Below are 21,462 nucleotides of genomic sequence, written 5' to 3'. Positions count from 1 at the left end.
GGCCTGACAGGTATTCCCGCACCAGCCACCGGACTGCAGGAGACAGGACATGAGCGCAGTGATCGACGACCACAGTCATGGTCATGAGCACGCCCACGGACCGGCCAAGGGCCTGATGCGCTGGGTGCTGACCACCAACCACAAAGACATCGGCACCATGTACCTGTGGTTCAGTTTCATGATGTTCCTGCTCGGTGGCTCGTTCGCCATGGTGATCCGCGCCGAGCTGTTCCAGCCCGGCCTGCAGATCGTTCAGCCGGAGTTCTTCAACCAGATGACCACCATGCACGGCCTGGTGATGGTCTTCGGCGCGGTGATGCCGGCCTTCGTCGGCCTGGCCAACTGGATGATCCCGCTGATGATCGGCGCGCCGGACATGGCCTTGCCGCGGATGAACAACTTCAGCTTCTGGCTGCTGCCAGCGGCGTTCCTGCTGCTGGTTTCGACCCTGTTCATGCCCGGTGGCGGGCCGAACTTCGGCTGGACCTTCTATGCGCCGTTATCGACCACCTACGCCCCGGAAAGCGTGACCTTCTTCATCTTCGCCATCCACCTGATGGGTATCAGTTCGATCATGGGCGCGATCAACGTCATCGCCACCATCCTCAACCTGCGTGCCCCGGGCATGACCCTGATGAAGATGCCGCTGTTCGTCTGGACCTGGCTGATTACCGCCTTCCTGCTGATTGCGGTGATGCCGGTGCTGGCCGGTGTGGTGACCATGATGCTGATGGACATCCACTTCGGCACCAGTTTCTTCAGTGCTGCCGGTGGCGGTGACCCGGTGTTGTTCCAGCATGTGTTCTGGTTCTTCGGTCATCCCGAGGTGTACATCATGATCCTGCCGGCGTTCGGCGCGGTCAGCTCGATCATCCCGGCGTTCTCGCGCAAACCGCTGTTCGGCTACACCTCGATGGTCTATGCCACCGGCGCGATTGCCTTCCTGTCCTTTATTGTCTGGGCGCACCACATGTTCGTGGTCGGCATCCCGGTGGTCGGCGAGTTGTTCTTCATGTACGCCACCATGCTGATCGCGGTGCCGACCGGGGTGAAGGTATTCAACTGGGTCAGCACCATGTGGGAAGGTTCGCTGACCTTCGAGACGCCGATGCTGTTCGCCATCGCCTTCGTCATCCTGTTCACCATCGGCGGCTTCTCCGGGTTGATGCTGGCCATCGCCCCGGCGGACTTCCAGTACCACGATACCTACTTCGTGGTTGCCCACTTCCATTACGTGCTGGTGCCTGGGGCGATCTTCGGGATTTTCGCCTCAGCCTATTACTGGCTGCCGAAATGGACCGGGCACATGTACGACGAAACCCTGGGCAAGCTGCATTTTTGGCTGTCGTTCATCGGCATGAACATGGCCTTTTTCCCCATGCACTTTGTCGGCCTGGCCGGCATGCCGCGCAGGATTCCGGACTACAACCTGCAGTTCGCCGACTTCAACATGGTCTCCTCGATCGGTGCCTTTACCTTTGGCGCCACGCAGATCTTCTTCCTGTTCATTGTCATCAAGTGCATTCGCGGCGGTGCTCCGGCACCGGCCAAACCCTGGGATGGTGCCGAGGGGCTGGAGTGGTCGGTGCCGTCACCGGCGCCCTATCACACCTTCCAGACCCCACCGGAAGTGAAATGAACGGCAAACGCCGGAGGAAGAGCCATGAGTGAAGGGACCTCGCTCAAGCGCCTGGTGTTGCGGTTGATGCTGCTGACCGTGGTGATGTTCGCATTCGGCTTTGCCCTGGTGCCGATCTACGACGTGATGTGCAAGGCGTTCGGCATCAACGGCAAGACCGGCGGGCAATATCAAGGCAGTCAGGTCAGCGATATGAACCGCAGCGTAAAAGTGCAGTTCATGTCGACCAATGCCAGCGACATGGTCTGGGAGTTCTATTCCACTGCCGATCAGATCGACGTCAATCCCGGTGCGGTCAACCAGATGGTGTTCATCGCCCGTAATCCGACCGACAAGCCGATGAGCGCCCAGGCGATCCCGAGCATTACCCCGGCGGAAGCGGCAGCGTACTTTCACAAGACCGAATGCTTCTGCTTCACCCAGCAGGTGCTGCAACCGGGAGAGCGCATCGAAATGCCGGTGCGCTTCATCGTCGACCGCGACCTGCCCAAGGATGTGAAACACCTGACGCTGGCTTACACGCTGTTCGATATCACCGCTCGCCACCCGCCGGTTGCACACCTGGCGGGCCAGGCCACACAGGGCGCCCGATAAGGAGAACACTCAATGGCTTCGCATGAGCACTATTACGTACCGGCGCAAAGCAAGTGGCCGATCATTGCCACGATCGGCATGTTCATCACGGTGTTCGGCCTGGGTACCTGGTTCAACGACCTCAAGGCCGGGCGCCCAGAATCCCATGGGCCATGGATCTTCTTCCTGGGCGCGCTGTTCCTGGCCTACATGTTCTTCGGTTGGTTTGGCGCGGTGATCAAGGAGAGTCGTGCCGGGCTTTACAGCCCGCAACTGGACCGCTCGTTCCGCTGGGGCATGTCCTGGTTCATCTTTTCCGAGGTGATGTTCTTCATCGCCTTCTTTGGTGCGCTGTTTTATGTGCGCAACCTGGCCGGGCCCTGGCTCGGCGGTGAAGGCGCCAAAGGCGTGGCGCACATGCTCTGGCCGAATTTCGAGTTTGCCTGGCCGCTGCTCAACACGCCTGATCCCAAGCTGTTTCCGCCACCCAAAGAAGTCATCGATCCCTGGCACTTGCCACTGATCAACACCATCCTGCTGGTCAGTTCCAGCGTCACGGTTACCATCGCCCACCATGCGCTGCGCAAGGATCACCGTGGTGCCCTGAAATTCTGGCTGGCGCTGACCATCCTGCTGGGGATCGGCTTCCTGATATTGCAGGCCTACGAGTATCACGAAGCTTATACCGAGCTGGGCCTGACGCTGGGGTCAGGCATCTATGGCGCGACCTTTTTCATGCTCACCGGGTTTCATGGCGCTCACGTGACCATGGGCACAATCATCCTGTTCGTGATGCTGATGCGGATTATGCGCGGGCACTTCAACCCCGACAAACACTTCGGTTTCGAGGCGGCCAGCTGGTACTGGCACTTCGTCGATGTGGTCTGGGTCGGGCTATTTATCTTTGTGTATGTGCTGTAGCCGGATTCAGAACGGCGCGTGGGACACCAACTGGCCGCTATAGAAGCCCCAGGTGATCAGCGCCAGAGTCAGCGCAGCCAATGTGACCCGTACGGTCAGGGCTTTGAGCAGACGCGTGGAATGTCCGTCGTCCTTGACCAGAAAGAACAGGCCACTGAACAGGCTGGCGATGGTGGCCAGCAGCATCAGGACAATCGCGGCTTTAAGCATGGCGAAACTCCGGGGGGATGCATCGATGACCTTAAGTATAGCGACCGAGCATGGGGTGACCGGGTGAAGCCATTTCGCCCAGGTTGGGTGCCGACCCTGGTGGTGCTGATGCTGTTGCCTGGGCTGGTTGCCCTGGGCTGCTGGCAGTTGACGCGGGCGCAGGAAAAGCGCGAGTTGCTCGCCAGCTATGCCGAGCGCCAGGCCGGTGAAGCCTCGGGCGCCGCACAGTTGCCTCAATTGAAGGACCCGGCTTATCGCCGGGTGCACCTGTTCGGTCAGTTCGATGCCGAGCACAGCCTGTTGCTGGACAACCGCATGCGCGATGGCCAGGTCGGCGTCGAACTGCTGCAACCCTTCCTCGACCAGGCCAGCGGACTCTGGCTGCTGGTCAATCGCGGCTGGCTGCCGTGGCCGGACCGGCGTATCCCGGTGCAGTTCAGCACCCCGGCACAGACATTGAGCCTGGATGCCTGGGTTTACGTCGCCCCCGGGGCCACCTTCCAATTGCATGCCGACCCGCAAGGCGGCAGCTGGCCGCGTCTGTTGACGGCCATAGATGCCAGCCATCTGTGGCCGCAGTTGTCGCGTGAAGGCTTCGCTTACGAATTGCGTCTGGAGCCAGGCCCGGCCAGCTACCGGCTGGACTGGCCGGTAGTCGCCATGGGCCCGGAAAAACACCTGGGCTACGCCGTGCAGTGGTTCGCCCTGGCGCTGGCGTTGGTCCTGCTCTACCTCTACTTCGGCTGGCATAACAACAAGGAGAAACAGCATGGGAGCCGTCACGAGTCCACTCAACATGTCTGAAGGCAAGGCGCCAACCGGGCGCGCTCGCGGGCGCCTGCAACTGATCCTGATCCTGCTGGTGGTCCTCGGCCCGATGCTGCTGGCCACCGCCATGTACAAGTTGCAGTTCTGGGTCCCGGACAGCCGCAGCTATCACGGTGAAATGCTCGGCACCGGCCAGAGCCGGGCCGACCTCGGCGTCAGTGCCGACGAGCAGCGCTGGCAGTTGCTGGTCAGCACCCCAAAAGAGTGCGGGCTGGACTGCCAGCAACTGGTGTACCTGGCGCGGCAGATCCAGATCGGCCTGGGGCGCGATGCCAGCCGCGCCAGTCATGCCCTGGCCACAGCGCAAGCGCTGGGCGCTGACTACCAGGCCCGGCTCGATCGCGAATACCCACAGCTGCAGCGCTACCCGCTGGACCTGAGCAAGTACGCTGAGATGAGCCAGGGCAAGCAGGATGCACAGCTATGGATTGTCGATCCTCATGGCAACCTGGTGCTGCGCTACGACGCCAGGGTCAAGGGCAAGGACTTGCTCAATGACCTGCGCCATCTGCTGAAGCTGTCCAACATCGGGTAGGACATCACCATGGCCAGACCTGGATTTCGCCTTGCTGTGTTTGCCACCGTGCTGGCACTGGTGGTTGTCCTGCTCGGAGCCTACACCCGCCTCACCCATGCCGGCCTTGGTTGTCCGGACTGGCCGGGTTGCTACGGCTTCATCAGCGTGCCCAAGACCGAAGCGCAGCTGGCCCATGCCGAGCGACACTTTCCCGATACGCCGGTAGAGGAACACAAGGGCCGCAACGAGATGGTACATCGCTACTTCGCCGGAACCCTGGCCTTGGTGATCACCCTGCTCGCTTTCCAGGCCTGGCGTCGTCATGGCCGTGACGGTCAGCCTTACCGCCTGCCCTTGCTGCTGCTCGGGGTGGTGTTCGCCCAGGCAGCCTTCGGCATGTGGACGGTGACCCTCAAGCTGTGGCCGCAGGTGGTCACGGCACATTTGTTAGGCGGCTTTGCCACCTTGAGTCTGTTGTTCCTGTTGAGTCTGCGTTTGTCGCGGGCGTTCGCCCCGCTGCCCAAGCTACCACTGAGTGTGCGGCGGGTGGCGGCACTGGCGTTGCTGGTGGTGATCGGCCAGATCGCCCTGGGCGGCTGGGTCAGCGCCAACTACGCGGCAGTGGCTTGTGTCGATCTCCCCACCTGTCATGGTCAGTGGTGGCCACAGGCGGATTTTGCCAACGGCTTTCACCTCACCCAGCACATCGGCCCCAATTACCTGGGCGGACAGCTGGACAGTGATGCGCGTACCGCGATTCATCTAAGCCACCGCATGGGCGCATTGCTGGTGACCGGTGTGCTGTTGCTGCTGAGCTGGAAGCTGCATCGTCATGGACTCAGCAAACTCGCCCGCCTGGTGCTTCTGGCGCTGGCGGTACAGATCGGCCTGGGCATCAGCAATGTGCTGTTCCACCTGCCATTGCCGGTGGCCGTGGCCCACAACGCCGGGGGCGCGATGCTGTTGCTGTGCATGGTGCTGGTCAATTACCGCATTCGCCTGGTGGCCAGGGCGAAGGCACGTCGGGTCAGCCAGGGCTGGCGCCTGACACCGCTGGGCAGTGGCGGTGTCGTTCATTATCTGGGAGATAACTCATGGCGACGCTTTTAAGCGGACGCAGGCTCCAGGCGGGCTGGCGCGACTACCTGGAGCTGACCAAGCCCAAGGTCGTGGTGCTGATGCTGGTCACGTCCCTGGTCGGTATGTTTCTCGCCACTCGCGCGGGCGTGCCCTGGACCATCCTGCTGTTCGGCAACCTCGGTATCGCCTGTTGTGCCGGCGGCGCCGCAGTGGTCAACCACGTGGTGGACCGGCGCATCGATGCATTGATGGCCCGCACCCACAAGCGTCCCCTGGCCGAAGGCCGGGTAGCGCCTGCCGCGGCTTTGACCTTTGCCTTGTTGCTGGCGTTGCTGGGCATGGCCTTGCTGCTGGTCTTTACCAACGCCCTCACCGCCTGGCTGACCCTGGCCTCGCTGCTCGGTTATGCGGTGATCTATACCGGCTTTCTCAAGCGGGCCACGCCGCAGAACATCGTGATTGGCGGCCTGGCCGGCGCGGCGCCGCCGTTGCTGGGCTGGGTGGCGGTCAGTGGGCATATCAGCGCCGAGCCGCTGCTGCTGGTGCTGATCATTTTCGCCTGGACCCCGCCACACTTCTGGGCCCTGGCCATTCACCGCAAGGAAGAGTACGCCAAGGCGGATATTCCGATGTTGCCGGTGACCCACGGCGAGCACTACACCAAGGTGCACATCCTGCTTTATACCCTGGTATTGCTGGCGGTCAGCCTGTTGCCCTACGTCATTCACATGAGCGGGCCGCTCTACCTGGTCTGTGCCCTGGTGCTGGGCGTGCGCTTCCTGCAATGGGCCTGGGTGTTGTACCGTGGCAGTCGGCCGCACGCGGCGATCAAGACCTTCAAGTACTCTGTCTGGTACCTGTTGCTGTTATTCATTGCCCTGCTTGTTGATCATTACCTACTGTTGAACCTATGACTCGAACCCAGAAAACCGTCTTCATCCTCGTTGCCCTGGTCGCCGTGATCCTCGGGCTTACTGTCAACAAGGTGCTCAATGGCCGCAGTGAGGGCAACCCGACCGAACTGATCGATGCCGGCATCATCCTGCTGCCGCAGAGCCGCACGGTGCCTGCGCTGGAAATGACCGACGAGAACGGCCAGCCAGTAATGATGGATGAGCTCAAGGGCAAGTGGTCGTTGTTGTTCTTCGGTTACACCTTCTGCCCGGACATCTGCCCGACTACACTGGCGCAATTGCGTCAGGTAAAAAGCGAGCTGCCGAAAGAGGCCGTGGAGCGGCTGCAGGTGGTGCTTGTCAGCGTCGACCCGAATCGGGACACACCGACCCAGCTCAAACAGTATCTGGGCTATTTCGACAAGGACTTCCGCGGCGTGACCGGCTCACTGGACAACCTGCAGAAGCTGGCCAATGCGGTGAGCATCCCGTTCATTCCGGCCGATACCAGCAAGCCGAACTACACGGTGGATCACAGTGGCAACCTGGCGCTGCTGGGGCCGGATGGCAAGCAGCGTGGGTTTATTCGTGCGCCGTTCAACAACCAGAAGCTGGTGGCTCAACTGCCTGGGTTGGTTAAGCGGGACTAAAAGCATCGCCGGCAAGGCCGGCTCCCACAACAACCCTGTGGGAGCCGGCCTTGCCGGCGATAGAGGCGACGCGGTAGATCAGAACGCCGGCTTGACCGCGCCCTTGTACTTCTCTTCGATGAACTTCTTCACTTCCGGAGTGTGCAGGGCTGCAACCAGCTTCTTCACTGCCTCGGCATCCTTGTTGTCTTCACGGGTAACCAGAATGTTCACGTAAGGCGAGTCAGCGCCTTCGATGACCAGTGCATCAGACTCAGGGTTCAGCTTGGCTTCCAGCGCGTAGTTGGTGTTGATCAGCGCCAGGTCGACCTGGGTCAGCACGCGCGGGATGGTCGCCGCTTCCAGCTCACGGAATTTCAGGTTCTTGCTGTTCTCGGCGATGTCTTTGACGGTCGAGAGGATGTTGGTGTTGTCCTTGAGCTTGATCACACCGGCCTTGTCCAGCAGCAGCAAGGCACGACCGCCGTTGGTGGCGTCGTTGGGGATCACCACGGTGGCGGTCGATGGCAGCTCATCGAGCTTCTTGTACTTGCTCGAGTAGGCGCCCAGCGGCTCCAGGTGCACACCGGCAACGCTGACCAGCTTGGTGCCCTTGGCCTTGTTGAACTCATCCAGATACGGCTGGTGCTGGAAGAAGTTGGCGTCCAGGCGTTTTTCGGCAACCTGTACGTTCGGCTGGATGTAGTCGGTGAACACCTTCACCTTCAGGTCCACGCCTTCTTTGGCCAGGGCCGGTTTGACGAACTCGAGGATCTCGGCGTGCGGCACCGGGGTAGCAGCAACCGTCAGGGTATCGGCCTGGGCGGAGAAGGCCGCGACGGCGGCGACAACAGCAAGCAGCTTTTTCATCAAATCACTCCTTGTGAGGGCCGGTCCGGCCCCCGGTGCGTCGGCGTCGCCGACCCATGGGGTTACTTACGGGAAAAATGCACAACCAGTTTGTCGCCCACGCTCTGCAGTACTTGAACCAGTATCAGCAGCAGGACCACGGTGACTACCATCACATCGGTCTGGAAGCGTTGATAGCCGAAGCGGATCGCCAGGTCACCCAGGCCGCCCGCGCCAACCACACCCGCCATCGCGGTGTAGGACACCAGGGTAATGGCGGTGACGGTGATGGCTGCAAAGATGCCCGGGCGGGCCTCAGGCAGCAAGGCATTGGTGATGATCTGGCGGGTAGTGGCGCCCATCGACTGGGTCGCCTCGATAATGCCGCGATCAACCTCACGCAAGGCGGTTTCCACCAGACGCGCGAAGAACGGCGTAGCCCCCACCACCAGCGGCGGGATAGCCCCGGCGACGCCCAGCGAGGTGCCGGTGATCAGCACGGTGAACGGAATCATCACGATCAGCAGGATGATGAACGGCAGCGAACGCAGTACGTTGACCACCAGCGACAGCAGCGCATACACGCCCTTCTGCTCGAACAACTGGCGCGGACCGCAGAGGAACAGCAGCACGCCCAGTGGCAGGCCGAGCAGCACGGTGAAGAACAGCGAGCCGAACAGCATGATCATGGTGTCGATGGTCGCCAGCCAGATTTCGGCCCAGTCGACGTTGGCAAAGAAACTCAAGGCGTCCATTAACGCAGTACCTCCATATGAACATCAGCCGCCGTGAAGCGGGCGAAGGCCGCTTCCATGTCGCCGCCAGTGACGGCCAGGGTCAGCTGCCCATACGGGGTGTCTTTGATACGGTCGATGCGGCCAGCGAGGATGCTGTAGTCCACGCCGGTTTCGCGGGCCACAGTGCCCAGCAGCGGCGCGTAGGTGGAATCGCCCTGGAAGGTCAGGCGCACGATGCGCCCCGGTACATGGGCGAAGTCGTCGCGCTGTTCGTTCTCGTCGATCTGCTCGTCTTCCTGGACGAAGCGCTTGGTGGTCGGGTGCTGCGGGTGCAGGAATACATCAGCCACCGGACCATGCTCGACGATCTGCCCGGCATCCATGACCGCAACCCGGTCACAGACCCGGCGGATCACGTCCATCTCGTGGGTGATCAGCACGATGGTCAGTTTCAGTTCGCGGTTGATCTCTGCCAGCAATTGCAGGACCGAAGCCGTGGTCTGCGGATCGAGCGCACTGGTGGCTTCGTCGCAAAGCAGGATTTTCGGCTTGGTGGACAAGGCGCGGGCAATACCGACGCGTTGCTTCTGGCCGCCGGACAACTGCGCCGGATACTTTTTCGCGTGCTCGGACAGGCCGACACGGGCCAGCAGTTCGCTGACGCGGATGTCGATTTCCTTGCGCGACAGTTCGCCGGCCAGGGTCAGTGGTAGCGCGACGTTGTCGGCCACGGTCTTGGACGCCAGCAGGTTGAAGTGCTGGAAAATCATCCCGACTTGCTGGCGGAAACGCCGCAGGTCGTTGGCGTCGAACGCGGTGACATCTTCACCGTCAACGATGATCTTGCCGCCGCTTGGGGCTTCCAGGCGGTTTATCAGGCGCAGCAGGGTACTTTTGCCGGCACCGGAGTGGCCGATCAGTCCGAATACCTGGCCGTTTTCGACACTCAGGTTGGTCGGGTGCAGCGCGGGGATGTCCCTACCGGCGACGCGGTAGGTTTTATGCACATTTTGAAACTCGATCACGTAGCGAACCTTGTGGGGCGCATGGAATTTGGGTCAGCGGTTAGCCGGGGCGCGCATTTTAGCCTGTTCGTATAGAGGTTCTTAGCATTTATTTCGCAATTGACCAATGCTACGGGAATAACGCGATCAGTGGTCAATCGGAATGAACGCTCGCTGAGCCTGGCCAGTCACTACTGAAAGGACCCGTCGTGGGGTCGAACCGAGACTGACTCGAGGAGAGCGTTCCAATGCCCAGCAAGAAGAATCCGCCCAAGGAAAGTCAACTGGCCGGCACCCAGACCCCGGACCGGGCCAACACCAACGCCAAGCTGCAAAGCCTGGAAGCCTTTCGAACTGATGCCACCGGCCAGGCCTTGCGTACCAACCAGGGCGTCAAGGTCGCCGACAACCAGAACAGCCTGCGCGCTGGAGAACGTGGTCCGTCGCTGCTGGAAGACTTCATCATGCGTGAGAAGATCACGCACTTTGACCATGAGCGTATTCCCGAGCGCATCGTGCATGCCCGTGGCAGCGGCGCCCATGGTTACTTCCAGACTTACAAATCCCATGCAGCACTGACCAAGGCCGGATTTCTTCAGGACCCGGAGAAGATTACCCCGGTGTTCGTGCGCTTTTCCACGGTGCAGGGGCCGCGCGGGTCTGGAGACACCGTGCGCGATGTGCGCGGCTTTGCCGTCAAGTTCTTCACCGATGAAGGCAACTTCGACCTGGTTGGCAATAACATGCCGGTTTTCTTCATCCAGGACGCGATCAAGTTTCCCGACTTCGTCCACGCGGTCAAACCCGAACCGCACAACGAAATGCCCACCGGAGGCTCAGCTCATGACACCTTCTGGGACTTTGTCTCGCTGGTGCCGGAGTCGGCGCACATGGTGATCTGGGCGATGTCGGATCGGGCCATTCCGAAAAGCCTGCGCACCATGCAGGGCTTTGGTGTGCATACCTTCAGGTTGATAAACGCTGAAGGCAAGTCGAGCTTCGTCAAATTCCACTGGAAGCCCAAGGCTGGTGTCTGTTCGCTGCTTTGGGATGAAGCACAGAAACTGGCCGGCAAGGACGCCGACTACCATCGCCGCGACCTCTGGGAAGCAATCGAGACCGGCAATTATCCGGAGTGGGAGTTCGGTGTGCAGATCGTCGCCGAAGAGGATGAGCATAAATTTGACTTCGACCTGCTCGACCCGACCAAGATCATCCCGGAAGAGCTGGTGCCGGTGACACCATTGGGCAAGATGGTGCTCAACCGTAACCCGGACAATTTCTTCGCCGAAACCGAACAGGTCGCCTTCTGCCCCGGGCATATCGTTCCGGGCATCGACTTTTCCAATGATCCGCTGCTGCAGGGCCGGCTGTTTTCCTACACCGATACTCAGATCAGCCGCCTCGGCGGTCCGAACTTTCACGAGATTCCGATCAACCGGCCACTGGCGCCTAACCACAACGGTCAGCGCGATGCCCAGCACCGGGTCACCCTGGATAAGGGGCGGGCTTCTTACGAGCCCAATTCCATTGATGGCGGCTGGCCGAAGGAAACGCCGCCTGCGGCCAGCGATGGTGGCTTCGAGTCGTATCCAGAGCGGATCGAGGCGCACAAAGTGCGGCAGCGCAGCCCGTCCTTTGCCGACCACTTTTCCCAGGCGCGGCTGTTCTTCCACAGCATGAGCCCGACCGAACAGGAGCACATCATCAGTGCCTACAGCTTTGAGCTGGGCAAGGTCGAGCGAGCGTATATCCGCGAGCGCGAAGTGAATGAGATCCTGGCCAATATCGACCTGAAACTGGCGGCGCGAGTGGCGACCAATCTTGGGCTACCTGCGCCGAAAAAAGGCACGGTCGATGTGCCTGTGTCAGGTTTCAAGCAATCACCGGCCTTGAGTCAGATGAACCTGTTGGGCGAAGGCATCAGGGGGCGCAAGGTGGCTCTGCTGGTGGCTGATGGTGTTGATGGCGAGAGCGTCGATGCGTTGGTCAAGGCATTGGAAGCTGAGAGTGCACAGATCAAACTGCTGGGGCCCACCTCGGCTCCGGTGAACACTGCCCAAGGCAAGCAGTTGGCGGTGGACGCGGCGATGGAAGGTCTGCCTTCGGTGGTTTTCGATGCAGTCTGGGTGCCGGCCGGCAAAGCATCGGTCCAGGCATTGATGACCAGCGGCGTGGCGCTGCATTTTCTACTGGAAGCCTACAAGCATCTCAAGCCAATGGGGCTGGCCAGTGAGGCGCGGCCGTTGCTCGACAAACTGGGTTTGAAGGCCGATAGCGGCTTGTTGCTGGGCAACGACGCGAAAACCTACAAAGCCTTCGTCAAGGCAATAGGCAAGCATCGGGTGTGGGAACGGGAGGCTGCGGCGCAGGCGATTCCAGCCTAGCTGCAGGATTCGGGTGCCCGCCTGGGCACCCGTTCACTCAAGGACGACGCGGAATCAGCACCGCCTGGGCAGGCTGGTTGCGATGGATTTCGTGGGATTGCTGCAGGGCGAACTCGCTGTCGAGCTTATGCACGCGCTTGCCCAGCAGGGTCTTGAGCCACGGGGCGTCATCCTTGCGTGGCACCTGGAACACCACGTCGCACTGGTAGTTCACTACATCAGTGGCGATGTCATCCAGTTGCCGGCGCATTTCGCGAATATTGGTGGTTTTCAATGCCACGACGGTGCTCGGCGCGGCCGGATCGACAAGCTTGGCCTTGGGACGAGCTTCAGCCGCCTTGAGGGCCGCTTCGGCTTTTTCCAGTTCAGCCTTGCGGGCCTGGGCGATGGCGCCATTGACGCCGCCGGTCAGGGCCGGAGCCTTGGGCATCAGCGCGCGGGCACGGCTCAGGGCGGTGGCGGCGGCATTGACGTCGCCCTTTTGCAGGACGATCTGGCTGCGTTGCAGGTAGGCCTCGGCCAATTGCCGTTGGTGCTGCTCGACCCGGCTGTCATTGGGATACTGGGCCTGCAGGGCGGCCAGCTGATCTTCGGCGGTGGCCAGCTCACTGCTGGCGATACTTTGCTCCAGCTGCTGCCAGGCATCGGCCTGGGCAGGAGTGCCAGTGTTGTCGCTCGGGGTGCTGGAGCACGCAGCCAGAATCAGCGAAAACGCGGCAAGGAGCAGATAACGGAAGGCGAACGGCTTCATTCCTGCGACTCTCTATTTGCGCAAAAAGCGAGCAAGTCTACACCCAGTCCGTAGACTCGAAAATAAATCTTCAGGGCCCTGCGTGATTTAACTGTCGCAGAGTGCAACCGCCTTGGCTGCACCCTGCGGCTCAGCGCCGGGGCCAGGCCAGGCTCAGCAAGAATAGCACCGCAGCACAGACCACGATCGACGGGCCGGCCGGGGTGTCTTTGAACCACGACAATGCCAGGCCCCCGCACACTGCGGTAACCCCCAGCAGGCTGGCGCCCAGGGCCATCTGCTCGGGCGAGCGGGCGTGACGCTGCGCCGCAGCGGCCGGGATGATCAGCAGCGAGGTAATCAGCAGCACCCCGACGATCTTCATCGCCACGGCAATCACCACCGCGATCAACAGCATCAATGCCAGACGCAGCGCCGCCACCGGCAGGCCCTCGACCATCGCCAGTTCTTCATGCACAGTCACCGCCAGCAACGGGCGCCAGAGCACCACCAGCAACAGCAACACCGCCGCACTGCCGCCGAGGATCCAGGCCAGGTCGCCGGGGCTGATCGCCAGCAGATCACCGAACAGGTAAGCCATCAGGTCGATGCGCACATCGTGCATGAAACTCAGTACCACCAGGCCAAGCGACAGGGTGCTCGGGGCGAGAATACCCAAGAGGGTGTCGGAGGCCAGTGGCTGGCGCTGCTGCAGGGTGACCAGCAGCAGCGCCAGCAGCAGGCAACCGACCGTTACCGCCAGCGCCGGGCTGATGTCCAGCACGAAGCCCAGGGCTACGCCGAGCAGGGCGGCATGCGAAAGGGTGTCACCGAAATAGGCCATGCGCCGCCAGACCACGAAGGATCCCAAGGGACCGGCGACCAGGGCCAGGGCCAAACCTGCGAGCAGGGCGTAAAGCAGAAAATCAGCCATGCTTGCAGTGTTCTCCGTGTACGTGGCCGCCTTGGGCCGGGGCAACCACCGAGCCATGCAGGTCGTGGGCATGGTCGTGATGGTGATGGTAGATCGCCAGGCTTGGCGCATTGCTGCCGAACAGTTCGACGAAGGCCGGATCGCCGCTGACCTGTTCCGGATGGCCGGAGCAGCAGACGTGACGGTTCAGGCAAACCACCTGGTCGGTGGTGCTCATCACCAGGTGCAGGTCGTGGGAGACCATCAGCACGCCGCAGCCATGGCGGTCGCGCAAACGCGTGATCAGGCTGTACAACTCGGCCTGGCCGGCGACATCGACGCCTTGCACCGGCTCATCCAGCACCAACAACTCGGGCTCGCGCAGCAGCGCCCGGGCCAGTAGTACGCGCTGCATTTCACCGCCGGAAATACCCTGGATCGGGCTGTCGATCACCTGCTCGGCACCGACTTCCTGCAAGGCACTGAGGGCTGCGGCGCGGTCGACACCGGGCACCAGGCGCAGAAAACGCAGCACCGACAGTGGCAAGGTGGCATCCACATGCAGCTTCTGCGGCATGTAGCCGATGCGCAGGCGCGGCTTGCGCCAGACCTTGCCGGTGTGGGGCTTGAGCAAGCCAAGCACGGCGCGCACCAAGGTGGTTTTGCCGGCACCGTTGGGGCCGATCAGGGTGACGATCTGCCCGGGTTCGACGGCCAGGTCGATGCTGTCGAGCACGGCTTGACCGGAGAAAGCCACGCCGACCTGTTCGAGGCGAATCAGCGCATTGCTCATCAGGCGCTCCGGCAGTTGCCGCACAGACCGACCACTTCGACGGTTTGCGCTTCGACGCTGAAGCCGACGTCCTTGGCGCTGGCGACAATGGCGTTGCTGATGCTGGTCTGCTCCAGCTCGATCGCCACATGGCACTCCCGGCAGATCAGGAACTGCCCCTGGTGGGCATGCTCGGGGTGACTGCAGCCGATGAAGGCGTTGAGCGAGGCGATACGGTGCACCAGGCTGTTTTCCAGGAGGAAATCCAGGGCCCGGTAGACAGTCGGTGGTGCTGCGCGACGACCGTCCTGCTCGCTCAATACCGCCAGAATGTCGTAGGCGCCCAGCGGTTTATGGCTCTGCCACACCAGCTCCAGCACGCGCCGACGCAGGGCGGTCAGGCGCAGGCCTTTGCGTGCGCACAGCACATCGGCCTCGGCCAGGGCGCTGTGGACGCAATGGGAATGGTCGTGGGGGCGATTGGCCAACGGGGTTTTAGGCATGAGCGGCGACGGTTCTGATTAGAGACGTTATTATGTTACCTGTTCCTGCCCCTTTGAGTGGTCATCGTGTCCCGATTTTTTGCCCTTTTTGTCGCTTTTATCACCACTCTGGTGATGGCCCAGGCACAGGCCGAGGTCCGTGTCCTGACCAGCATCAAGCCCCTGCAGCAGATTGCCGCGGCAGTTCAGGATGGCGTTGGCAGCCCTGAAGTGCTGCTGCCGCCAGGCGCCTCCCCGCATCACTACGCTCTGCGTCCCTCCGACGTACGGCGGGTGGGTGACGTCGAGCTGCTGTACTGGATCGGCCCGGACATGGAAGGCTTCCTGCCGCGGGTGCTCAAGGGCCGCAGCAAACCCAGTGTCGCGGTGCAGGACCTGCCCGGCTTGCACTTGCGCCACTTTGGCGAAGATAGCCACTCGCATGACGAAGATGGCGACGAACACGATCACGACCATCGCCCAGGCAGTCTCGATGCCCACCTCTGGCTGTCGTCGGCCAATGCCCGGGTGATTGCGGCGAAGATGGCTGCAGACCTCAGCGCAGCCGATGCGGCCAATGCCGCACGCTACCAGAGCAACCTGAAAGCCTTTGGCGAACGCCTGGATGCTCTGGATGCGCGTTTGAAAAAGCGCCTGGCCGGTATCAGCGGCAAACCGTTTTTCGTGTTCCATGAGGCGTTCGATTACTTCGAGTCGGCTTATGGCCTCAAGCACACCGGGGTGTTCAGCGTGGCGGCCGAAGTGCAACCGGGTGCTCAGCATGTGGCAGCGATGCGCAAGCGCCTGCAGGAAGTGGGCAAGACCTGTGTGTTCAGTGAGCCGCCACTGCGCCCGCGCCTGGCCGAGACGCTGACCGCAGGATTGCCGGTGACCCTGGCTGAGCTGGATGCGCTGGGCGGGACAGCGCCGGCCAGTGCTCAGGGCTATGAGCAGTTGCTGGAGAAGCTGGGGAATGATCTGGCGGGGTGTCTGGAAAAGCTGTAGCGCCTTTTTCGCGGGGCAAGCCCGCTCCCACCGTGGGAGCGGGCTTGCCCCGCGATAGCTTACAAAGCAAACGGAAGGGCGATTTCCACCTGCTGGCGCGCCGCCAGGCGCACCTCAAAATCGGCCGGATCGTGAATCAGCACGTCCATCCCGGCAAACGACTCGGCAGCGATCAAGCGCGACAGCCAGAAGCGCACACAGGCAATGCGCAACATCACTGGCCACAGCTGCGCTTCTGCCGAGGTGAAGGGACGCAGCGCCGCATAAGCGCCCAGCAATGCCCGCGCACGCGCTCCATTGATCTGCCCGGCATCGTCACAGCACCAGTCATTGAGGGTGATCGCCAGGTCATACAGCATCGGCCCCGAGCAGGCGTTGTAGAAGTCGATCAGACCGGTCAGGTGGGTGCCTTCGAACAGCACGTTGTCGCGGAACAGGTCGGCGTGCAGGTTGGCGCGCGGCAGGGCCATGATCTGCGCGTGGTGCTCAGCGATCTCGTCCAGGCAAGCCTGAAGCAGCTGGCGTTGCTCGGCGTTCAGGCGCGGCATCAGCTCGGCACCGGTCTCCAGCATCCAGTCCAGGCCGCGGTCGGTCTTGCGCTCCAGGACCTTGTCACGGGTGGCCAGGTGCAGATGGCCGAGTAGCTCGCCGATCTGCACGCAGTGCTGGTTGTTGACGTCCTTGATGTGCTTGCCGGGCAGGCGCGGTTGCAGCAGCGCCGGTTTGCCGGCCAGCTCGCGCAGCGCCACGCCGTCATTGCCACGCAAGGCGTAAGGCACCGGCAGGTCAGCGTCGTGCAGTACATCAAGCAACTCGATGAAGAACGGCAGGTCCTGGATCGGCCCGCGTTCGACCAGCGTCAGCACGTACTCTCCCTGTTCCAGACTGACAAAGAAGTTGCTGTTCTCGGTGCCGGCGGCAATGCCCTGGAAGTCCCGCAGGCGGCCCAGGCCGTAAGGCGCCAGAAAGGTTTCCAGCTCAGGCCGGGTCAGGGGGGTGAAGACTGACATGATCAAAAATTGCCCATACGGGCACTTCAGCAGGGAAGTGCCGGGTTGATGTAAAGGGTACGCCTTACCACTCGAAGATTTTCCACGAAGGGATCAGCATATCCGGATAGTCGGAGCGAATGAAATTGCCCTCCGAACCATCAGCGCGTACCAGGAAATAAGGTTTACCGACTTTCGGGGTGACCTTGATTGCATACAGGAAGCCATTCTGACGGTACTCCTGGATGGTTTTGTCGCCTTCCGTGCGAATGGTTACTTCCGGATCAGCCGATGGCGCGTCTTCCGCTGCCAGGGTGACGACCGGAGTGACTGCCAGCAGGCTGAGCAGCAACAGGCGATTTAGTCTACGCATGATAACCTTGTCCCTTTGTCGTCAATGTTCCGGACATTCTAGCGCCGGGCCCGTCGAAAAGGTTGATTCTGCTCATGAGCCAAGCTCCCCTCGTCCTGGTGGACGGTTCCTCATACCTCTACCGTGCCTTTCACGCGCTGCCGCCGCTGACCACCTCCAAGGGCATGCCGACCGGTGCGGTCAAAGGCGTGCTGAACATGCTCAAGAGCCTGCGCAGGCAATACCCGGACAGTCTGTTCGCGGTGGTATTCGACGCCAAGGGCGGGACCTTTCGCGACGAAATGTTCGCCGAGTACAAGGCCAACCGCCCAAGCATGCCGGACGATCTGCGGGTGCAGGTCGAGCCGTTGCACGCCAGCGTCCGCGCCCTGGGATATCCACTGCTGTGCGTCGAGGGCGTTGAAGCCGACGATGTGATCGGTACCCTGGCCCGCAGTAGTGCCGCAGCCGGTCGTCCGGTGATCATCTCCACGGGCGACAAGGACATGGCGCAGTTGGTCGATGGCCACATTACGCTGGTCAACACCATGACCGGTACTGTCCTCGATGTGCCTGGCGTACACGAGAAATTCGGCGTCGGTCCTGAGCACATCATCGATTTCCTCGCCCTGATGGGTGACAAGGTCGACAACATCCCGGGTGTGCCAGGCGTGGGTGAAAAAACCGCCGTCGGCCTGCTCACCGGCATCGGTGGCGGCCTGCGCGAGCTGTACGAGAACCTCGACAAGGTTCCGGGCCTGGCCATCCGTGGCGCCAAGACCCTGCCTGCCAAGCTTGAGGAGCACCGTGATGCGGCCTTCCTCTCCTATGAACTGGCGACCATCAAGATCGATGTGCCGCTGGAGGTTGAGGTGGATGAGCTGGTCTGCGGCGAACCGGACCGTGATGCGCTGCTTGAGCTGTATACGGAGATGGAATTCAAGAGCTGGATCGACGAGGTGCAGCGCGACGCCAAGCGCGCCGGTCAGGAAATCGTTGTCGAGGCGCCCGAGGAAACTGTCGAAGCGAAGTATGAAACCATCCTCGATCAGGCCCGCTTTGACGTCTGGCTGGAAAAGCTGCGCAACGCGCCACTGTTCGCCTTCGATACCGAGACCACTGGCCTGGATGCGCAGCAGGCACAGCTGGTCGGCCTGTCGTTCGCAGTGCAGGCCCATGAGGCCGCTTATGTGCCGCTGACCCACAGTTACATGGGCGTACCTGAGCAACTGGACCGCGACACGGTGCTGCTGGCGCTCAAGCCGCTGCTCGAAGACCCGAAAAAGCTCAAGGTCGGGCAGAACGCCAAGTACGACATGAACATCCTCGCCAACTGCGCCATCGGCGGTGATATCGCCAACTGCATCCTGATGCAGGGCGTGGCCTACGACACCATGCTTGAGTCCTATGTGCTCGACTCGACGGCTACCCGTCACGACATGGACAGCCTGGCGCTCAAGTACCTGAACCACACCACCATCGGTTTCACCGACATTGCTGGCAAAGGCGCCAAACAGCTGACCTTCGACCAGATCAGCCTTGAACAGGCCGGCCCCTACGCCGCGGAAGACGCCGATGTGACCCTGCGCCTGCACCAGGCGCTGCAACAGAAACTGGCCAAGACCCCAAGCGTGCTGCCAGTGCTGAACGATATCGAGATGCCGCTGGTGCCGATTCTGGCGAAGATCGAGCGCCAGGGTGCGCTGGTCGATGCCAACCTGCTCGGCATCCAGAGTGTCGAGCTGGGCGACAAGCTGGTGCAGTTGGAGCGTGAGGCCTTCGACATTGCCGGTGAGGAGTTCAACCTCGGCTCGCCCAAGCAACTGGGCGTGATCCTCTACGAAAAGCTGGGCATGCCGGTACTCAACAAGACCGCCAAAGGCCAGGCTTCGACGGCCGAAGCAGTGCTGGCGGAGCTGGCCGAGATGGACTTCCCGCTGCCCAAGGTGCTGATGCAGTATCGCTCCCTGAGCAAGCTCAAAAGCACCTACACCGACCGCTTGCCGGAGCAGATCAACCCGCGCACCGGGCGTATCCACACTTCCTACCAGCAGGCGGTGGCAGCCACCGGCCGTTTGTCGTCCAGTGACCCGAACCTGCAGAACATCCCGATCCGTACCGCCGAAGGCCGGCGAATCCGTCAGGCCTTCATCGCCGCGCCCGGCTACAAGCTGTTGGCGGCCGACTATTCGCAGATCGAACTGCGGATCATGGCGCACCTGGCCAAAGACGAGGGCTTGCTGCACGCTTTCCGCAACGACCTGGACGTACACCGGGCAACGGCTGCCGAGGTGTTTGGCGTCGACCTGGCCGATGTCACCACCGACCAGCGGCGCAGTGCCAAAGCGATCAACTTCGGCCTGATCTACGGTATGAGCGCCTTTGGCCTGGCCAAGCAGATCGGTGTCGACCGCAAGCAGTCCCAAGCCTACATCGATCGCTATTTCGCCCGTTACCCCGGCGTACTGGCGTACATGGAGCGCACCCGGGCACAAGCTGCCGAGCAAGGTTTCGTCGAAACCCTGTTCGGTCGTCGCCTGTACCTGCCGGAAATCAACGCGAAGAACCCGGCCTTGCGCAAAGGCGCGGAACGCACAGCGATCAACGCGCCGATGCAGGGCACGGCGGCAGACATCATCAAGCGCGCCATGGTGGCTGTGGATAACTGGCTGACCGAGTCGGGGCTGGACGCCCGGGTGATCCTGCAGGTGCACGACGAACTGGTGCTGGAGGTGCGCGAGGACCTGGTTGAGCAGGTGCGTGAACAAATTCGTCCACACATGAGCAATGCCGCAGCACTCGATGTACCGCTGCTGGTTGAGGTCGGTGTGGGGGCAAACTGGGACGAAGCGCATTAAAAATGCGGTTAAATGCGGGGAAAAGCTGCGGCATATCGTCGCGGCTTTTTACCGGTCCAGAGGCTTGGTAGTAAAAAATATCTGCCCTATCGCAAATAGTTTTCAAACCTTTGGAACTAAACCGGTGAACCACGACTCAGAGTAACTGAATGGCTGGTGAAGCCCTTCGATGCTCCTATGTTGTGTTAAGTGTTGGCAGATATCTGGACCCCGCCCTAGCGGTCCGGAACTTGAACCCCGAACTTCCCCCTCCCCATACGAAGTCCGGGGTTTTTTTTGCCCGGCGTTTGCCGGGCAGCCCTTATTCTGCGGGCTTGTCCGCCAGTTCCATCCAGTTTGCCAACACCCCGTAGGCCTCTTCCAGGCCCTGGCGCTTGGGCGCCGAGAACAGCTGGATGGTCACCGTATCGCCCCAACCTTTGCGGATTTCCGCCTGCACTTTGAGCAGGGTGTTCTTGGCCGCGCCGAAGGTCAGCTTGTCGGCCTTGGTCAGCAGGATGTGCATCGGCATGCCGGCCGCCTGGGACCAGTCGAGCATCATCTTGTCGAAGTCGGTCATCGGATGGCGCACGTCCATCATCAGGATCAGGCCCTTGAGGCACTCGCGGCTGCCCAGGTAGGCTTCCAGGTGCTTCTGCCAGTGCTGCTTGAGCGGAATCGGCACTTTTGCATAACCGTAGCCCGGCAAGTCGACCAAACGCCGTTCATCGTCCAGACTGAAGAAATTCAGCAGCTGGGTGCGCCCCGGGGTTTTCGAGGTGCGGGCCAGGCTGGCGTGGGTCAGGGTATTCAGGGCGCTGGACTTGCCGGCGTTGGAGCGGCCGGCAAAGGCCACTTCATAGCCCTGGTCGTCCGGGCACTGGTCGACCTTGGCAGCGCTGAGGGCGAATTTGGCCTGTTGGCAGAGACCGAGGATGGGGTTTTTGACTTGCATGGTTTATCCGGTTGGGCGTTGCGCGAGGGGTCTCGGCAAGCGGTGTCGTTTCCGTTTCAGTAACGGGAGTATATAATGCCCCAGTTTTTGTGTGCGCATTATCCCGGCGTAGGAGGATGTGCACGGGGGCGGTTGATTCAAGCTTGCGCAGTAGAACGCA

The 21,462-nt window shown here is 61.6% G+C and carries 22 protein-coding genes; 11 read left to right on the top strand and 11 right to left on the bottom strand.

Going from position 1 to position 21,462, the window contains the following annotated elements; all coding sequences use genetic code 11:
* Window positions 1-49 precede the first annotated feature (49 nt).
* Genes ctaD through AC07OF_RS00280 form a run of 3 tightly spaced genes read left to right on the top strand, consistent with a single transcriptional unit; the run spans window position 50 to window position 3,133 of the window.
* Entirely contained in the window at window positions 50-1,639 is a 1,590-nt protein-coding gene (ctaD, locus tag AC07OF_RS00290; RefSeq protein ID WP_157190655.1) for a cytochrome c oxidase subunit I, read from the top strand.
* Between the two features lie 24 nt (window positions 1,640-1,663).
* Window positions 1,664-2,233: a cytochrome c oxidase assembly protein gene (locus AC07OF_RS00285; protein WP_157190656.1), complete on the top strand. Its 570-nt coding sequence runs from the start codon at window positions 1,664-1,666 to the stop codon at window positions 2,231-2,233.
* A 12-nt stretch (window positions 2,234-2,245) separates the two neighbouring features.
* Window positions 2,246-3,133: a cytochrome c oxidase subunit 3 gene (locus tag AC07OF_RS00280; protein ID WP_157190657.1), complete on the top strand. Its 888-nt coding sequence runs from the start codon at window positions 2,246-2,248 to the stop codon at window positions 3,131-3,133.
* Between the two features lie 6 nt (window positions 3,134-3,139).
* Here AC07OF_RS00280 and AC07OF_RS00275 read toward each other — a convergent pair whose 3' ends face one another.
* Window positions 3,140-3,343: a twin transmembrane helix small protein gene (locus AC07OF_RS00275; RefSeq protein WP_028942629.1), complete on the bottom strand. Its 204-nt coding sequence runs from the start codon at window positions 3,341-3,343 to the stop codon at window positions 3,140-3,142.
* Window positions 3,344-3,406: 63 nt separating this feature from the next.
* Between AC07OF_RS00275 and AC07OF_RS00270 the strand changes: the two genes are divergently transcribed.
* Genes AC07OF_RS00270 through AC07OF_RS00250 form a run of 5 tightly spaced genes read left to right on the top strand, consistent with a single transcriptional unit; the run spans window position 3,407 to window position 7,311 of the window.
* Window positions 3,407-4,147: an SURF1 family protein gene (locus AC07OF_RS00270; RefSeq protein WP_157190659.1), complete on the top strand. Its 741-nt coding sequence runs from the start codon at window positions 3,407-3,409 to the stop codon at window positions 4,145-4,147.
* Window positions 4,113-4,706, top strand: a complete 594-nt coding sequence (locus AC07OF_RS00265; RefSeq protein ID WP_157190660.1) for a PA_0111/PP_0108 family redox-active disulfide protein — start codon at window positions 4,113-4,115, stop codon at window positions 4,704-4,706. Before AC07OF_RS00270 ends, AC07OF_RS00265 begins: the two co-directional genes overlap by 35 nt.
* A gap of 9 nt (window positions 4,707-4,715) precedes the next feature.
* Window positions 4,716-5,798 carry a COX15/CtaA family protein gene (locus AC07OF_RS00260; RefSeq protein ID WP_157190661.1) on the top strand — a complete coding sequence of 361 codons (1,083 nt, stop codon included), beginning with the start codon at window positions 4,716-4,718 and terminating at the stop codon, window positions 5,796-5,798.
* Entirely contained in the window at window positions 5,783-6,682 is a 900-nt protein-coding gene (gene cyoE / locus AC07OF_RS00255) for a heme o synthase (RefSeq protein WP_495072456.1), read from the top strand. The genes AC07OF_RS00260 and cyoE overlap by 16 nt, the downstream gene beginning before the upstream one ends.
* Window positions 6,679-7,311: an SCO family protein gene (locus AC07OF_RS00250; RefSeq protein ID WP_157190663.1), complete on the top strand. Its 633-nt coding sequence runs from the start codon at window positions 6,679-6,681 to the stop codon at window positions 7,309-7,311. The genes cyoE and AC07OF_RS00250 overlap by 4 nt, the downstream gene beginning before the upstream one ends.
* 78 nt (window positions 7,312-7,389) lie before the next feature.
* On the opposite strand, the gene AC07OF_RS00245 is transcribed toward AC07OF_RS00250, so the two are convergent.
* From AC07OF_RS00245 to AC07OF_RS00235, 3 genes are all read right to left on the bottom strand, one after another.
* The gene (locus tag AC07OF_RS00245; RefSeq protein ID WP_038605234.1) at window positions 7,390-8,160 is read right to left on the bottom strand and encodes a MetQ/NlpA family ABC transporter substrate-binding protein; all 771 of its coding nucleotides are present in this window, start codon (window positions 8,158-8,160) and stop codon (window positions 7,390-7,392) included.
* 62 nt (window positions 8,161-8,222) lie between these two features.
* Window positions 8,223-8,894 (bottom strand): methionine ABC transporter permease, encoded by a 672-nt coding sequence (locus AC07OF_RS00240; RefSeq protein ID WP_038605236.1) that lies wholly within the window; start codon window positions 8,892-8,894, stop codon window positions 8,223-8,225.
* Window positions 8,894-9,901 carry a methionine ABC transporter ATP-binding protein gene (locus AC07OF_RS00235; RefSeq protein WP_157190664.1) on the bottom strand — a complete coding sequence of 336 codons (1,008 nt, stop codon included), beginning with the start codon at window positions 9,899-9,901 and terminating at the stop codon, window positions 8,894-8,896. Before AC07OF_RS00235 ends, AC07OF_RS00240 begins: the two co-directional genes overlap by 1 nt.
* Before the next feature lie 227 nt (window positions 9,902-10,128).
* Between AC07OF_RS00235 and katE the strand changes: the two genes are divergently transcribed.
* Window positions 10,129-12,267, top strand: coding sequence for a catalase HPII (gene katE / locus AC07OF_RS00230; RefSeq protein ID WP_476446332.1), 2,139 nt, complete (start codon window positions 10,129-10,131; stop codon window positions 12,265-12,267).
* Window positions 12,268-12,304: 37 nt separating this feature from the next.
* Here katE and AC07OF_RS00225 read toward each other — a convergent pair whose 3' ends face one another.
* From AC07OF_RS00225 to zur, 4 genes are all read right to left on the bottom strand, one after another.
* The gene (locus tag AC07OF_RS00225; protein ID WP_157190666.1) at window positions 12,305-13,018 is read right to left on the bottom strand and encodes a PA5502 family lipoprotein; all 714 of its coding nucleotides are present in this window, start codon (window positions 13,016-13,018) and stop codon (window positions 12,305-12,307) included.
* 130 nt (window positions 13,019-13,148) lie between these two features.
* Entirely contained in the window at window positions 13,149-13,931 is a 783-nt protein-coding gene (znuB, locus tag AC07OF_RS00220; RefSeq protein WP_157190667.1) for a zinc ABC transporter permease subunit ZnuB, read from the bottom strand.
* Window positions 13,924-14,703, bottom strand: a complete 780-nt coding sequence (gene znuC / locus AC07OF_RS00215; protein WP_038605244.1) for a zinc ABC transporter ATP-binding protein ZnuC — start codon at window positions 14,701-14,703, stop codon at window positions 13,924-13,926. Before znuC ends, znuB begins: the two co-directional genes overlap by 8 nt.
* Window positions 14,703-15,185 (bottom strand): zinc uptake transcriptional repressor Zur, encoded by a 483-nt coding sequence (gene zur / locus AC07OF_RS00210; RefSeq protein WP_038605245.1) that lies wholly within the window; start codon window positions 15,183-15,185, stop codon window positions 14,703-14,705. Before zur ends, znuC begins: the two co-directional genes overlap by 1 nt.
* A 66-nt stretch (window positions 15,186-15,251) precedes the next feature.
* Here zur and AC07OF_RS00205 point away from each other — a divergent pair, with 66 nt between their 5' ends.
* A complete protein-coding gene (locus tag AC07OF_RS00205) occupies window positions 15,252-16,169 on the top strand; it encodes a zinc ABC transporter substrate-binding protein (protein WP_075226618.1) in 918 nt (305 codons plus the stop codon).
* Window positions 16,170-16,228: 59 nt separating this feature from the next.
* Here AC07OF_RS00205 and AC07OF_RS00200 read toward each other — a convergent pair whose 3' ends face one another.
* Both AC07OF_RS00200 and AC07OF_RS00195 read right to left on the bottom strand, forming a co-directional pair.
* Entirely contained in the window at window positions 16,229-17,179 is a 951-nt protein-coding gene (locus AC07OF_RS00200; protein WP_038616167.1) for a homoserine kinase, read from the bottom strand.
* Window positions 17,180-17,243: 64 nt separating this feature from the next.
* Complete coding sequence (locus AC07OF_RS00195) at window positions 17,244-17,531, bottom strand: DUF2782 domain-containing protein (protein WP_157190668.1); 288 nt, start codon at window positions 17,529-17,531, stop codon at window positions 17,244-17,246.
* A 74-nt stretch (window positions 17,532-17,605) separates the two neighbouring features.
* Between AC07OF_RS00195 and polA the strand changes: the two genes are divergently transcribed.
* Window positions 17,606-20,368 carry a DNA polymerase I gene (polA, locus tag AC07OF_RS00190; RefSeq protein ID WP_495072455.1) on the top strand — a complete coding sequence of 921 codons (2,763 nt, stop codon included), beginning with the start codon at window positions 17,606-17,608 and terminating at the stop codon, window positions 20,366-20,368.
* A gap of 301 nt (window positions 20,369-20,669) precedes the next feature.
* Here the strand turns inward: polA and yihA are convergent, their stop codons facing one another.
* Window positions 20,670-21,302: a ribosome biogenesis GTP-binding protein YihA/YsxC gene (yihA, locus tag AC07OF_RS00185; RefSeq protein ID WP_038605252.1), complete on the bottom strand. Its 633-nt coding sequence runs from the start codon at window positions 21,300-21,302 to the stop codon at window positions 20,670-20,672.
* Window positions 21,303-21,462: the final 160 nt, after the last annotated feature.

Source organism: Pseudomonas sp. GW821-FHT10B02 (assembly GCF_059415665.1).
This window is presented reverse-complemented; position numbering and strand designations above follow the sequence as displayed.

Bases quoted from the DNA above. Each gene is read 5' to 3' on its own strand.
- AC07OF_RS00200 (WP_038616167.1), bottom strand. From the start codon at position 17,179: ATGTCAGTCTTCACCCCCCTGACCCGGCCTGAGCTGGAAACCTTTCTG.
- AC07OF_RS00265 (WP_157190660.1), top strand. From the start codon at position 4,113: ATGGGAGCCGTCACGAGTCCACTCAACATGTCTGAAGGCAAGGCGCCA.
- AC07OF_RS00245 (WP_038605234.1), bottom strand. From the start codon at position 8,160: ATGAAAAAGCTGCTTGCTGTTGTCGCCGCCGTCGCGGCCTTCTCCGCC.
- polA (WP_495072455.1), top strand. From the start codon at position 17,606: ATGAGCCAAGCTCCCCTCGTCCTGGTGGACGGTTCCTCATACCTCTAC.
- AC07OF_RS00260 (WP_157190661.1), top strand. From the start codon at position 4,716: ATGGCCAGACCTGGATTTCGCCTTGCTGTGTTTGCCACCGTGCTGGCA.
- AC07OF_RS00240 (WP_038605236.1), bottom strand. From the start codon at position 8,894: ATGGACGCCTTGAGTTTCTTTGCCAACGTCGACTGGGCCGAAATCTGG.
- katE (WP_476446332.1), top strand. From the start codon at position 10,129: ATGCCCAGCAAGAAGAATCCGCCCAAGGAAAGTCAACTGGCCGGCACC.
- ctaD (WP_157190655.1), top strand. From the start codon at position 50: ATGAGCGCAGTGATCGACGACCACAGTCATGGTCATGAGCACGCCCAC.
- AC07OF_RS00225 (WP_157190666.1), bottom strand. From the start codon at position 13,018: ATGAAGCCGTTCGCCTTCCGTTATCTGCTCCTTGCCGCGTTTTCGCTG.
- znuB (WP_157190667.1), bottom strand. From the start codon at position 13,931: ATGGCTGATTTTCTGCTTTACGCCCTGCTCGCAGGTTTGGCCCTGGCC.
- yihA (WP_038605252.1), bottom strand. From the start codon at position 21,302: ATGCAAGTCAAAAACCCCATCCTCGGTCTCTGCCAACAGGCCAAATTC.
- AC07OF_RS00285 (WP_157190656.1), top strand. From the start codon at position 1,664: ATGAGTGAAGGGACCTCGCTCAAGCGCCTGGTGTTGCGGTTGATGCTG.
- cyoE (WP_495072456.1), top strand. From the start codon at position 5,783: ATGGCGACGCTTTTAAGCGGACGCAGGCTCCAGGCGGGCTGGCGCGAC.
- zur (WP_038605245.1), bottom strand. From the start codon at position 15,185: ATGCCTAAAACCCCGTTGGCCAATCGCCCCCACGACCATTCCCATTGC.
- AC07OF_RS00275 (WP_028942629.1), bottom strand. From the start codon at position 3,343: ATGCTTAAAGCCGCGATTGTCCTGATGCTGCTGGCCACCATCGCCAGC.
- znuC (WP_038605244.1), bottom strand. From the start codon at position 14,703: ATGAGCAATGCGCTGATTCGCCTCGAACAGGTCGGCGTGGCTTTCTCC.
- AC07OF_RS00280 (WP_157190657.1), top strand. From the start codon at position 2,246: ATGGCTTCGCATGAGCACTATTACGTACCGGCGCAAAGCAAGTGGCCG.
- AC07OF_RS00195 (WP_157190668.1), bottom strand. From the start codon at position 17,531: ATGCGTAGACTAAATCGCCTGTTGCTGCTCAGCCTGCTGGCAGTCACT.
- AC07OF_RS00250 (WP_157190663.1), top strand. From the start codon at position 6,679: ATGACTCGAACCCAGAAAACCGTCTTCATCCTCGTTGCCCTGGTCGCC.